Raw genomic sequence first — 12,955 nt, forward strand, 5'->3', positions numbered from 1 at the left:
CCTCGGGCCACCCCAGGCGGGGTGGTGTCTGTTGCAGCATTTCCATGTCTAGATTGTTCTACGGAGAAGAGGGCGATGAAAGATTACGAACGAGCCTGCCCTGACGGCTGACCGCGGATGGCTGACCGTCACCACTCGCTGTACGCCCGCCCATCGCTCCCCGACCCGTTCGCTCCGCTGTGCACGTCGGTGATCCCCGGCTGGTTCTGGTCGATGCTCTGCATCACGTCTTCCTGGACCACCTGCCAGGTATCTCGCGAGTTCGTGAACGGGTCCACGGGGATCTCTTTCAGGTACCCGGCCTCGACCACGTCCTGCAACGACTGCGGCGCCCGCTGCTTGTCCAGCGTGAATTGGTCGATCAGCGAGCGCATGGTGAACAGGTCGTCCCGCAGTACCGCCTCCCGCGCCCGCACGATGGACTGCGAATAGATCGGCACCGCGATCGACACCAGGATCAGGATGATCGAGATCACGATCATCAGCTCGATCAGCGTGAATCCGCGCTCTTTTTTCATATTGTCATCCCGAGTGAGCGCCGCCTTCTCTTTGATGGCGTCATCCTGAGCGAGGCGCACTTCGCGCCGAGTCGAAGGACCCCTACCGTGATCCCATACCACGTTGGCTCCGGTTGCCCCGATCGCCCGTTCCTACCAGTCCGAATACTTCGTCCCGTCCATCGCCGTTCCCTCCGACTTCGAGTAAACGTCGAACACGTTCTGCCCGCCCCAGGACTGCGATTTCGGATCGTCCTGCATCGAGCGCGTCCCCCATTCCGCTTTTCCCGTCATCGGGTCCACCGGGATGCTCCGCAGGAACCGGATTTTCTTTCCCGCCACGTCCACGCCCTTCACCAGCGTGTCCAGGTCCGGCGGATACCCTTCTGTCCCGATCTTTACCTGGAAAGCGTTGCGGTCCGCTGCGTCTTTGTAGCGGTCGATGGCATCGCGGATCTGCCACAGGTCATAGCGGAGCTCGTGTTCCTTCGCCCGCTTGATTCGCACCCGCGCGATGGGAATGGCCATCCCGGTCAGGATCAACAGGATCGTGATCGCCACGATCAGCTCGACCAGCGTCAGCCCGCGCCGCCTGCGCGCACTGCTTCTCTCCATATTTCGTTATTCTAAGCCGATCCCGGCGATCCCCGGATCCCGGCGATCTCGGCGATCTATTTCACCGTCACCGTCGCCGCCGCCGGCGTCGCCGGGATCGCCTGCGACGCGCTGTTCCTCGCCGCTGGCCGCGTGATCGTGATCATCCCCGTGCCCGGCGCCTTGGCCAGGAAGGTCAGCGTGTACACCGCCCCGCTGCCCGTCACTCCCGCCGTTCCCGGCGGTCGGGTTGCGGAGACTTGCAGGGTGCCGCTGGGCGGGTCGTCGCGATGCACCAGCGCCACCGGCTGCCCGTCTTGCGACAGGAATCCCCCGTTCGACACGTTCACCAGTTGCATGACCTGCGGGTTGTAGGTGATCTGCAGCGGGACCGTCGCGATGTCCTGACCTCCCGTCAGCACTACGTTCACCGCGAACGTGGAGCCGTTCGTTGGGTTCACCGCGTTCGGATCGAAGCTCAATCCCACCGGCGTCGGCGGACCCGCAGGCGCCTGGCTCGGTGTCGGCGCTTGCTGCCCGTTGGCCGCCGCGCCCGGCGCTGCGGCCTGCCCCGTAGGTTGCTGCGGTGCCGCGGGCTGCGCCGCGGCCTGCTGCGGTGCCGCGGCCGGAGCTGTCGCCGGCACCTGCGTCGGTCCGTTCGGCGGCGAGGCCGGCTGCCTCGGGCGCGACGCTCGACGCAGGTCGATGGCCGTCCCCGTGCCCACGTCGATCGCACGCGCGTTCAGCTCCGTCAGCTCCTGCGAGCGCACCACGTGCGGGATCAGAACGAACACGATCTCGTTTTGGTGCAGCTCTGTGTGCTGCGATGCGAACAGGTATCGGAAGAACGGGATCTGCCCCAGCCCCGGGATCCCCGACCATCCTTTCACCGTGTCGTCTTCCAGGATTCCGCCCAGCAGGTTGACTTCGCCTTCCTTCAGGCGGATCTCGTGCTCGATCTTGCGCTGTCCGATCACCGGCTGGTCGATGCCCCCGATGCTCACGTGCGACGTTACCGACGACACGTCGATCATCAGCTTCAGCGTCACCTCGTGTCCCGCGTGCACCCGCGGCGTGATGTCGATGTTCACGCCTACGTCGATGTACTGGAATTGCGTGTTCACCAGCGGGTTGATACCCACGCCGCCGATGCCCGGCTGGAACGATCCAGTCGCGATCGGCACCCGGTCGCCGATTTTCAGCGACGCCTTCTGTCCGTCCGACGCCCGGATCTGCGGGTTCTGCAGGATCTTGGTGGTCGTGTCGTTGAACAGGAAGTTGGCCGCCGCCTGCGGGATCGTCACCACGAAGTTAGTCGCGTTGAGATGGGCCAGCGAATTCAGGCTGATCTGGTTCGGGGTGGTCGTGGGCGTCGAAGTTGTGGTTCCTGTCGTGCCGGTCGTTCCCGTGGTGGTGGTCGTGGTCGTGTTCGGCGCCAGCCCGATGGCAGCGCTGCCCGGCGGCGCGATCCCCAGGTCCCGCAGCTTGTCGCGCCGTACCTGCATGATCGCCACCTCCACCACCACCTCGGGTTTCGCCTTGTCGATGTCACCGACCAGCTTCTCCGCCAGCGCCACCTGGTCCGGCGTGCCGCGTACGATGATTGCATTCTGCGACGGTAACTGCTGGATGCGGCTCACTTCCAGGATGGTGCGCATCGCGTTCACCATGTCCTGGAGCTCGGTCGGAAGCGACACGTTCGACAGATAAAACGTCTTGATGACGCTCTGTTCCAGTTCCTTGCGCTTGGCCGGCGTGTCCGACGCCACGAAGATCGTGTTTCCCGTCACCGGCCGCCAGAAGGTCTTCGATTCCAGCGCCAGGATGTCCAGCGCTTCGTTCAGCGTCACCCCGTTCAGCTCGATCTTCACCCGCCGCGACGTGTAGTCGGGATCGAACAGCACGTTGATTCCCGCCAGCTTTCCGATGGTCTCGTAGATGACCTTGGTGTCTTCCGACAGCTTCAGCGTGATTGGCGTCTCGGCGATCGGCGCCAGGTCGATGGGACCGCCCGCTTCCTCCACCCGTTTGCCCAGGCTGGAGGTCGGCGGCGGCCCTCCGGTCTTCCGCTTTTCGATCAGCGCCTTGGTCCGCTTGATCTCCTGTTGCGCGATGAAGCTCGAGGGATCGACCACCGCCGCCTTCTCGAACAGCAGCAGGGCCTCATCCAGCTTGCCCTCGTCCTTCAGCTTCTGCCCCCGGTGTACGTATGAAGCCGCGGCCAGGAAGCGCGCCCGCGACGTTGCCGCCCGGTACTTCAGTTCCTTGGGCTTGTCCTGCCACGCCTGGCTGTAGAAGTCGTAGGCCGACTCGTAGTCCTGCCGTGCCTCCGCGTCTCTCCCCTTGTTGTACAGCGACTTCGCCGAGTCGGCGATGGCGGGAGGCAGCGCCACCGTAAGCAGCAGCAGCAGCAGCGCCGCGCCGCGCAACCGTCCACAACTTTTGCTGCCTGCTGGGGTGAAGCGCCGGATAGATCGGGTCATCGAACTCCTTGGGACGGTACTGGATTCACTCGCCAACAACACTTCCCCCTGAGGGAACTGTCTTGCCACCGGCGCCTTCGGCAAGATTCCATGAGAACGCGCGATTATAGCATCTGTAAATTGCTCATTCTTTTGCTTTGTTGGCGCAGACCCTCCCTTGCGACTTGCGACTTGCGGCCCCGCGGGCTCACGACCCACGACCCGCGGCTCTTCTCGCCGCGTGTTAGCATTTCCATTCGCGCATGCCCCGCCACTCCCATCAGGTCACTCCGAACAAGGAGAAGAACCCCCGCCGCGACCCCGTCGCCTCGGGACAGCGCGACGCCACCCAGAACCGCGCCGCCGCCCACAACTACTTCTTGCTGGAAAGATTCGAGACCGGCATCGTCCTCACCGGCTCCGAGGTTAAATCCATCCGCTCCGGCCGCGCCAACCTCAAGGATGCCTACGGCCTGATCAAGGACGGCGAGCTCTGGCTGCTGAACGCCCACATCGGCGCTTACGAGAACGCGGGCTACGCCGGCCACGCCCCGCTGCGCACCCGCAAGCTCCTCGTCCACCGCGACGAGCTTCGCAAGCTGATCGGCAAGACCCAGCAGAAAGGCCTCACCCTTATTCCCACCCGCATGTACTTCAAGAGCGGCAAGATCAAAGTGGAATTGGCCCTGGCCAAAGGCAAGCAGTTGTGGGACAAGCGCGAGACCGAGCGCCGCCGTACCGCCGACCGCGAGGCCCGCGAGGCCATCCAGCGCTCCCGCAAGGCAGGAAACGTATGATCTCCTCGCCTTGCTCACAATTCGCGGACAGGAGAATTCTTTTGGGTGTCATCCTGAGTGAGGCGCGGCGCGTTCTCCGCCGCGCCAAGTCGAAGGACCCCTATCTGAGGAAAACATGAATCTAAAGCTCTCTTACGAAAATCCCGCCCAACTCGACACCGAATGTCTCGTGATCACCATGGTGGACCAGGGTGAAAAGGACAAGAACGTCCCCACACTGCACTCCTCCGACCCGGCCATCCAAGCCGCCGCCAAAGAACTGCTCTCCTCCGGCGAGGTCACTGGCAAGAGCTTCGAGACCGTCCTGCTCTACCGCCCACAGGGACTCAAGGCCAAGCGCCTTCTCCTCGTCGGCGGCGGCAAGGCCAGGTCTTTCACCCGCCACGAACTGCGCAAGCTCGCCGGCGCCGCCGTGCGTTTCCTCAAGCCCAGGAACATCCGCGCTTTCGCCTTTGTGCTCCCCGACGCCGCCCCCGACGCTGCCCGCGCCGTCGTCGAAGGCGCTTTCGTCGGCGGCTTCGAGCCCGACGTCTACAAGAGCGATCGCAAGGACCAGAAGATCGACGCCCTCACCCTCGTCGCCCCTGCCTCCGCCGGCCCCGCCGGCCTCGAGCGCGCCCTCGAAGAAGGACGCATCTTGGGCGAGTCGCAGAACTTCACCCGCGACCTGGTGAACGAGCCCGGCAACCGCATGACTCCCACCGTCCTCGCCGCCCGCGCCCAGAAGATGGCCGCCGACGTCGGTCTCAACTGCGAGGTCCTCGGCGCCGATCGCATCCGGGAGCTCAAGATGGGCGCCTTCTGGAGCGTCGCCCAGGGCTCCGACGAGCCTCCCGCCTTGATCGTGTTGCGATACGATCCTCCCGGCGCCCTGCCCCAGCCCGTCCTCGGCCTGGTCGGCAAGGGCGTCACCTTCGACTCCGGCGGCATCTCCATCAAGCCCTCCGACGGCATGGAAAAAATGAAATACGATATGGGGGGAGGGGCGGCGATGCTGGGGGCGATGCGCGCCATCGCCTTGTTGAAGCCGAAGGTCAAAGTCATCTCCATCGTGTGCGCGACGGAGAACATGCCTTCCGGCAAGGCGCAGAAGCCCGGCGACGTGCAGATCGCCATGTCGGGCAAGTCCATCGAGATCATCAACACCGACGCCGAAGGCCGCCTGGTGCTGGCCGACGGATTGCACTACGCCCGCCAGCTCGGCTGCACCCACCTGATCGACGCCGCCACCCTCACCGGCGCCTGCGTGGTCGCGCTCGGATACGTCAACGCCGGCGTCTTCGCCAACGACGAAGCCGCCTACCAGCGATTCCTGCGCGCGCTCGAGCGTTCCGGCGAGAAGATGTGGCGCCTGCCGCTGGACGACGAGTACAAGGAGCTGATCCGCTCCGGCATCGCCGACATCAAGAACACCGGCGGCCGCTGGGGCGGCGCCATCTCCGCCGCCATGTTCCTCAAGGAATTCGTCGAGGACACGCCCTGGATCCATCTCGACATCGCCGGCACCGCCTGGATGGAGGAGAGCAAGGCGTGGATCGCGCAGGGACCGTCCGGCATCGCCGTGCGCTCCATCGTCGAATGGGTGCGCGACTTCGACCGCGACAGCAGCGTGGTCTGAGCTCGCGCCGCTCCGCCGCGGGTTCTTGGAGTGCACCGCGCTGGCGAATTCCGGGCCACGTCTTTCGTAACCTTATGCGCCGCGGCATTCCCTGCTAGTCTTCGCCTGCAGGGAGTCCCTATGGGAACCGAAGCGGTGCTGCACGAATCCGGCTACGAGAGCGTCCGCCGCTGGCCGCGATACAAGCTGGAAGTCCCGGTGCGCCTGCTGGCCCAAAAGGGAGACAAGGTCGCCATCGTGCAGGCCCGCGGCAACGAGCTCAACGAGGGCGGGATGGCGGTCTTCGCCGGCACCGAACTTTCCCTCGACGAAGAGGTCGCGGTCGAATTCACGCCGCCTTACTCCGGCCAGCCCATCCGCGTGCGCTGCCTAGTGCGCGACCGCAAAGGCTACTGCTACGGCCTGGAATTCCTCTCCCTCACCATCGACGACCACCAGAACGTCAGCCAGATCCGCACTGTGCTGCGCGGCCTGGGCTCACCCATCCGCTGAGCCCGCTCACTTCCATCCACCGGAACCGCCGCCCGCACCTGCCGATTGCATGCGCATGGGGTCCTTCTGCCCGGTGGAGATGAAGTCGCGGAGGAGTCGCCGGCAGTGGTGGATGACCAGCAGCTTCTCCAGCATCAGAATGCCCAGCACGAGCACCGCCGTGACGAGCATCCCGACGGCCCCCAGGTCATCCGGTTTCGCCGGCGGCTTGCCCCAGGTGGCCGCCGCCGCGATAGCGAAAATGACGATCAGCAGAATCAGCCAGGCTTCCCCTATCAAGCCGAGCACGCCCAGGAGGGTCTGGCCGCAGTAAAAGTACCCGCCGCCGGGGATCAGCAGGGCGCGCTTCTTCATCGTGCCCTCATCCTTGAACACCAGCCCGCAGCCGGCGCACTGGTACACCTTCTCGGTCAGCGGGGCCAGGCAATCCGGGCACAGTGACGCCATGCCGGCCGCCGGAGTGCTCTCCCCGCCCGAGGCCGGGAGCAGCGCCGCGAACAGCGCTTTCATCTTCCTGACGCCATCGCCCCTCATGCCCCAGTACTTTTCTTTCTTGCCGTTCTTGTAGGTGAGCCACAGGACGCCGCTGAGCCAACCCTTCGGTTCGGCCTTCGCGATGTCGCCATAGGCGACGCTCTTGAGGGATCCTTTCCATTTGCCGCTCGCGTCCACCCCCAGGTGCAGGATGCGCCGGTTGGTGAACACCAGCACCGTCGCGGTGATGCGGTAGACGTACCAGCCGAGGCCATACTGTTCGAACGCGCCGATGGGGGCCTGCAAGCGGACCGCGTAGAGTACCGCTTCGTCCTGGCCCATCGCCCGTTGCAGCACGTCCCCGAGCTTCTCCAGGGCCTTGTTCACCCGCTTGCGTGTGCCTTTGTCTTCCTCACCTTTGGCGTTGGTGAAAGCCACATCCTCCCGAAAGCGCAGCCCGCTCAGCGATGCCGGACGCGGCGCCGTGTTCTCGTGGATCTGTATGTCCGCCTTGGCCATGCGGTCCTCCTGAGGGGAAAATTGCGCGGATTCTATCCCGGAATCATCTCAAAACGAGACAATTTGCATATCTGGAGCGCCTCCAGATTGTTGTCAAGCCCCCAAAACTGTGGATTTCTCGCTAACCTATTCCTGGAGAAGAAGATATATCTTTGTGGAAAATGGTACTTTTGGCCCTATCCGTGTGCTATACTATAATTAGATAGTAAGAAGAAAGGCGGGCGCCAGTCGCCCGCCTTTTCTCTTTCTGGCCCTCTAGCCGGAATGGGTGGCGCAGGCCTTTAGGCCTGCATTCGGGCCGCGCGATAGATACCGGGCTTTAGCCCCTGAGGCATTGTTCCGCCTCAGCGGCTAAAGCCGTTCGTGGTTAGAACCTGTAAATGCAGGGCTGAAGCCCTGCTCCACCCCGATCCCGATCCCGATCCCGGCGATCCCACAATCAGTCGATCCCCCGATCTAAATCTATGCCTCCGAATTTCCGGCAGCCCAAACGCCGCGGCGAGTGGGCGGAGATCAAGTTCATGCTGCGCGCCACCGAGTGCGGCCTCACCGTGTCCAAACCCTATGGCGATTCGGCGCGTTTCGACTTCGTCGTCGGCTCGCGCGGCCCTCAATACCGCCTCCAGGTCCGCTCCACGCGCATTTTCACCAACTCCCGCGCCTACGTGACCCGTTTCACTTGGGGCGATCCTCCGCGCCGCTATTCCCGGCTCGATTTCGATTTCATTGCCGTCTACGTCGTTCCCTGCGACATCTGGTACGTAATCCCCATCTCCGCCATCCGTCCCGCGCCCCTCTACCTCTGCCTTTACCCTCACATTCGCCGCAGCCGAGGCCGCTTCGAACGCTTCCGCGAGGCGTGGAGTTTGTTGAAGCAGCCGCAAACCCAGCGCCGTAGGCGCGGAGCATGTGTAGCCCAGGACGGAAGAAAGGTAGTCACGCGATCGGGGACAGGCTGGTAAGTGGTGATAAGGTCTGTTATCAACAGTTACGGCTTATGGGCCATTTTCTCCAAACAGTGATCGAGGAAGCACGACAAGGAATGAAGGAGGGCGGCATCCCCATCGGCTCGGTCATCGCCCATGCAGGCAAGGTCATCGGTCGAGGTCACAACCGACGTGTGCGGCAAGGCAGCGCTATCCTGCACGGAGAGATGGACGCGCTGGAGCGTGCTGGTCGCCAGCCCGTGCGCGCCGTCTGAACAAACCCGTCTTCGCCCAAAAAAATGGCAGCACGCCGCAGCGCGCTGCCGAGAAATCGTTCGGCTTACCGCCCCCAGGGCACTCGACCATACTGGCCATAGGGGCCTCCGTAGCCACCCGCGCCGTATCCGCGCTGATAGCCCTGCTCGTAGGCCTGCCTAAAGACCCACTTGTAGTGGTTCTTGTCGCCGTAGGCGCTTACGTAACCGACGGTGGCGTGTCTGTAGGTTTCGTTACTGGTCGCACGGTAGGAGCGACCAGCTTGCCGGTCGACCTGTCCATCGCGCAGGCCCCACTGGTAACCGTTTTGCTGGGCTTGCTGGATGCCCGTGTTGTAATACGGGTTCTGGTCGTACGGGCCTTGGTTATACGGGCCCTGGTTATAGGGGCCGTAGACGCCCCGGTTGTTGCGATAACCGTCGTTGCCATAGCCTTCCTGCGCGACAGCGAGCCCCGCCGTACCTACGATGAGAGCAAACGCGATCAATAAAGTCTTCGTCCACTTCATAGTCCCTCCTTGCCAGCCCCACCCCCCTGGTCCTTCGCGCCTGGGTGCCCGGGGCCCCATCTGTAGGTATCAACCCGCGGCACGCGAGAATTTCGCGGCCTAAATGGTAAAGATTGGTAAAGAACGCCAGGCAACCATCACGAAAACCAGCTGTGGACGTTGGTTTTCAACAACATCGCGAGAAAATCGAGGCTTTTGTCCGAGCCTACCGCCTCATGTGACGCGCGTCGCTGTAGGCCCGTAGAGGCGGCCTCTATGCTTCCTGGCTTCCTGGTTACCACCCTCTGCTCGCCGCCCAGGACAGCCGATCAGGCGAACAAACGGCGCACGCTTGTGCTAAGGTCTGTTATCGTAAGTTGACCTGTTCGATAATCTGTGGGATGGCATCAACCCTCTGCAATCGACTCTTCCGGGTTGCGCGATTAATGGGCGTAGTATCCTGCCTTTCGCTCTATGCAGCTGCCCAGGCGACAAGTTCCTCTCCCCCAACCAAAGAGCCGCTCCTCATCGTAAAGGATGGGAAGTACGGCTTCATCGACCACAACGGTGCGGTCGTCATCAAGCCACAATACTACTGGGCGACGGATTTCCACGACGGCTTCGCAGAGGTGTTCGTTTGCGGTCGCCTAGTCTCAATCGATGCTTCGGGGAAGTTCCTCCCGCACAGGCCAGGTACGACGCAATTGGGCGTAAAGCGCGAAGGTGAGAAGGTTGGATTCGTCGATGGAACAGGCAAATTCATAATACAGCCCGTCTACGATCATGCCCTGCCATTCTCAGATGGCCTTGCTGCCGTCGAAGTGCAGGGCCGTTGGGGGTTCGTTGATACTTCAGGTCACGAGGTGATCCCGCCGACCTTCAAGGCTGCCTATTACTTTCAGCAGGGCGTTGCGAGTGCGGAAAGCGACGAAGGCGAAGTACTGATTGATAGAGACGGAACCGTCCTTGCCAAAGGCTTCCAACAACTCACGGGTGGCGTGTCGGAGGGCCGTATACCCGTTAGTCGCAACGATAAATACGGATACTTAGACTTGCGCGGCAAAGTAGCCATACCGCTGATCTACGAACTGGCTCTTTCCTTTGGCAATGGGCTGGCTCCGGTCAAGAAATCTGGAAAGTGGGGCTACATCGATCGCGACGGCCAAGTGGTGATCCCGTTTAAGTTCGACGAGGCAGACGTATTCGCTAGTGGGTTAGCGCCTGCTCGAATCGGTGCAGAGACCGGATTCATAAACCGCTCGGGAGCATTCGCGTTTCATTTGGCGTATCAATCTGCGCCGGGCTTCTTCGGGTCAGACAATGAGGCTGCGGAGAACGACGTGTCCCGCTTCTTCACGGCAGACAACGGATTTGGATATGTGAATACATCTGGAAAGGTCATTTGGGGGCCGACGGTCGGCAGTCCAGATCACGCTCCCATCCTCGGCTGGGACGACGAAGATCGTGCAAGGAGCTGCGACGGCATTTCTCAGGACGTGCGCAACATGGTCGCCAGCTTTCCTCCCGAATAGGTCAACTTCCGATAAATCGCCTTATCACCAGTTTGCGCCTTTTGTTCGCGAAAATCGGACGCGCTGATGGCACCGGGGAGAGATCCTTCGGGGTGCGCCCCTCAGAGCCTGTCCTGAGCGCAGCGAAGGAATGACCGCGGCGGGCTCAGACGCCCGCCAGACGCGGTCACATCACCGGTGGGACGGTGATGCCCATCACATCAAGCGCGCGGATGAGTTCGCGGCGGACCACGGCGGCGGTGGCCAGCAGGAACTTCTTCTTCGACTCGTCAGTTTCCCCGATGATGTGGTGGCGGTGGTAGAAGTTGTTGAACAACTGCGCCAACTGGAAGGCGTACTTGGCAAGGAACGCGGGCTCGGTGGTCGAGATGCACTGCTCGATGACGTAGGCCAGCTTCGACGCGGCCAGCCACAGCTCCCAAAGGTCGTCTTTTTCTGAGGGCTCCGCAACGCCGGTGCTGCGCCCCGGCTGCTTCGCCCTCGCGTCCGGCTCGCGCGCGACAGCGCTCGCCGGCCGCTCACCCGCTCCGCCGCTGCCGAGAAACCGCTCGAACTCGATATCCGCAAGCGGCGTCTCTACCAGGAACGACTCCGGTTCCAGGCCGGCCTTACGGAAGATGTTGCTGGCGCGGACCACGGCGTACTGCGCGTAGGGTCCGGTCTCGCCCTCGAAGGCGAGCGCGTCCTTGAAATCGAACGCGATCACGGAATTCTTGGTGAAGCGCAGCATGAAGTAGCGCAGGGCGCCGATGGCGATCTGCATGGCGACGTGCAGGCGCTCGTCGTCGCTCAACTCGGGGTGGCGCGGGTCCACCTCTTTCCTGGCGGCGTGGATGAGGGCGTCGATCAGGTCGTCGGCCTTGACCCCGAAGCCTTTGCGCCCCGAGACCTCGATGTACGCCCGCGCCTTGTCTTCCTCGTCGATGTCGTAGCCCAGTTCCAGGGCGCAGCGCGGAGTGAGCGCGACCATCTCGTAGGAAAAGTGCGTGTAGTGCTCGGCCTGGGCGGTGTAACCCAAAGCGCGGATGGCCTCGACCACGTTGTTCTGCGGATCGCTCTGGCGCGCGTCGATGACGTTGTAAATGGCGGCCACGCCGCCGAACTGCGGATGGTCGGGCTCGTTCTGCAAAAGGTCGGTGGAGATCCAGCACTCGAGCCCGTCGGGATAGGTGTAGAAGCGCCGGTAGCCGAAATCCTTGCCCAGCAAGCCGAACTTCCACAGGTGGTAGGCGATGTCCTTGCCCACGTAGGTGACCGTGCCGTTCGACCGAACAATGACTTTCTGATCTTCCTCGGCGTTCTCTGCGGACTCTGCGGCTGGCTTTTCGGCCCCGCCGCGCGACATCACCCAGCAGCCCTTGTTCTTCCCTTCCTCGACGTACGTGAGCACGCCCTTGTCCTTGAGCTGCTGGAAGGCCGAGTCCCAGAAGTGCAGGTGGAGGATCTCGCTCTCCTGGGGCAGGAAGTCGTAGGTGATGCCCAGGCGCAGCATGGTGTCGAGGTGCTTGGCGACGATGGTTTCGGAGATCATGCGCGCGATCTCCGCCAGCTCGTTGCCGCCCTGCTCGATCTGGTGCAGCGCCTCCAGGCGCGCGTCCACGTGCTTCTTGCCCTCGGTGTACCACTGCGAGACGCGCGCGTAGAGGTCCCAGCAGGTGTAGTCGAAGCGCGGGTCCTGATCGATGAGCTTCTCGATCTCGGCCTGCGACTTCTTCTCCAGATGGACGAAGCCGACCACCACGTCGGCCACCTGCACGCCGGTGTTGTCGATGTAGTTCTGCACGTCCACCGGGTAGCCGTCGGCGCGCAGCAGGCGCACGAAAGTGTCGCCCAGGATGGCGTTGCGCAGGTGTCCGATGTGCGCCGCCTTGTTGGGATTGATGGAGGTGTGCTCGACCAGGATCTTCTCCCGGGCGTGGTGCTCGGCTTCGATAGGGGTGATGTCGTCCTTGTCGGCGGCCAGCGCCGCCGCCAGCTCGCCGCGCTTGACCCGGGCGTTGATGTATCCCGCGCCCGCAACCTCCAGCCGGTCGAAACCGAGGATGGGCCCGATGCCGGCCACGATCTCTTCGGCGATCTTGCGCGGCGCTTTGCGCAGCTTCTTGGCCAGCTCGAAGCAGAGCGGCATGGCGAACTCGCCGAAACCCACGTTCGGCGGCTGCTCCACGATGATCTCCGGCAGATCGAGCTGGTACTGCCGGTGCAGGAAGGCGCGCACCGTTTCGACCAGCCTGTTTTGGAACTGGCGGTACAAGAAAGCTCCCTGGGAGTCAGAGTTTGC

Annotated in this window: 12 protein-coding genes; 6 read left to right on the forward strand and 6 right to left on the reverse strand. The window is 63.0% G+C overall.

What is annotated here, in order from left to right:
• Positions 1 to 128 precede the first annotated feature (128 nt).
• The 3 genes from LAN37_03430 to LAN37_03440 all read right to left on the reverse strand — a co-directional run bounded on the left by LAN37_03430 (position 129) and on the right by LAN37_03440 (position 3,574).
• Positions 129 to 518, reverse strand: coding sequence for a prepilin-type N-terminal cleavage/methylation domain-containing protein (locus LAN37_03430; protein ID MBZ5646259.1), 390 nt, complete (start codon positions 516 to 518; stop codon positions 129 to 131).
• Between the two features lie 132 nt (positions 519 to 650).
• Positions 651 to 1,112 carry a type II secretion system GspH family protein gene (locus LAN37_03435; protein MBZ5646260.1) on the reverse strand — a complete coding sequence of 154 codons (462 nt, stop codon included), beginning with the start codon at positions 1,110 to 1,112 and terminating at the stop codon, positions 651 to 653.
• A 56-nt stretch (positions 1,113 to 1,168) separates the two neighbouring features.
• The gene (locus LAN37_03440; protein MBZ5646261.1) at positions 1,169 to 3,574 is read right to left on the reverse strand and encodes a type II and III secretion system protein; all 2,406 of its coding nucleotides are present in this window, start codon (positions 3,572 to 3,574) and stop codon (positions 1,169 to 1,171) included.
• A 242-nt stretch (positions 3,575 to 3,816) separates the two neighbouring features.
• Here LAN37_03440 and smpB point away from each other — a divergent pair, with 242 nt between their 5' ends.
• The 3 genes from smpB (at position 3,817) to LAN37_03455 (ending at position 6,460) form a co-directional block, all read left to right on the forward strand.
• The gene (gene smpB / locus LAN37_03445; GenBank protein ID MBZ5646262.1) at positions 3,817 to 4,350 is read left to right on the forward strand and encodes an SsrA-binding protein SmpB; all 534 of its coding nucleotides are present in this window, start codon (positions 3,817 to 3,819) and stop codon (positions 4,348 to 4,350) included.
• Positions 4,351 to 4,465: 115 nt separating this feature from the next.
• Positions 4,466 to 5,968, forward strand: coding sequence for a leucyl aminopeptidase (locus tag LAN37_03450; protein MBZ5646263.1), 1,503 nt, complete (start codon positions 4,466 to 4,468; stop codon positions 5,966 to 5,968).
• Positions 5,969 to 6,088: 120 nt separating this feature from the next.
• Positions 6,089 to 6,460 (forward strand): PilZ domain-containing protein, encoded by a 372-nt coding sequence (locus tag LAN37_03455; protein ID MBZ5646264.1) that lies wholly within the window; start codon positions 6,089 to 6,091, stop codon positions 6,458 to 6,460.
• A 6-nt stretch (positions 6,461 to 6,466) separates the two neighbouring features.
• Here the strand turns inward: LAN37_03455 and LAN37_03460 are convergent, their stop codons facing one another.
• Positions 6,467 to 7,453, reverse strand: a complete 987-nt coding sequence (locus tag LAN37_03460; protein MBZ5646265.1) for a hypothetical protein — start codon at positions 7,451 to 7,453, stop codon at positions 6,467 to 6,469.
• Between the two features lie 464 nt (positions 7,454 to 7,917).
• Here LAN37_03460 and LAN37_03465 point away from each other — a divergent pair, with 464 nt between their 5' ends.
• On the forward strand, positions 7,918 to 8,415 hold the full coding sequence (locus LAN37_03465; protein ID MBZ5646266.1) for a hypothetical protein: 498 nt from the start codon (positions 7,918 to 7,920) through the stop codon (positions 8,413 to 8,415).
• A gap of 35 nt (positions 8,416 to 8,450) precedes the next feature.
• Positions 8,451 to 8,654 carry a hypothetical protein gene (locus LAN37_03470; protein ID MBZ5646267.1) on the forward strand — a complete coding sequence of 68 codons (204 nt, stop codon included), beginning with the start codon at positions 8,451 to 8,453 and terminating at the stop codon, positions 8,652 to 8,654.
• A 65-nt stretch (positions 8,655 to 8,719) separates the two neighbouring features.
• Here LAN37_03470 and LAN37_03475 read toward each other — a convergent pair whose 3' ends face one another.
• Positions 8,720 to 9,163 (reverse strand): hypothetical protein, encoded by a 444-nt coding sequence (locus LAN37_03475; GenBank protein ID MBZ5646268.1) that lies wholly within the window; start codon positions 9,161 to 9,163, stop codon positions 8,720 to 8,722.
• A 380-nt stretch (positions 9,164 to 9,543) separates the two neighbouring features.
• Here LAN37_03475 and LAN37_03480 point away from each other — a divergent pair, with 380 nt between their 5' ends.
• Complete coding sequence (locus LAN37_03480; GenBank protein MBZ5646269.1) at positions 9,544 to 10,674, forward strand: WG repeat-containing protein; 1,131 nt, start codon at positions 9,544 to 9,546, stop codon at positions 10,672 to 10,674.
• Between the two features lie 166 nt (positions 10,675 to 10,840).
• Here LAN37_03480 and argS read toward each other — a convergent pair whose 3' ends face one another.
• Entirely contained in the window at positions 10,841 to 12,928 is a 2,088-nt protein-coding gene (gene argS, locus LAN37_03485) for an arginine--tRNA ligase (protein MBZ5646270.1), read from the reverse strand.
• Positions 12,929 to 12,955 lie beyond the last annotated feature (27 nt).

It is taken from the genome of Terriglobia bacterium (assembly GCA_020073495.1).
Classification (GTDB): domain Bacteria; phylum Acidobacteriota; class Terriglobia; order Terriglobales; family Acidobacteriaceae; genus JAIQFD01.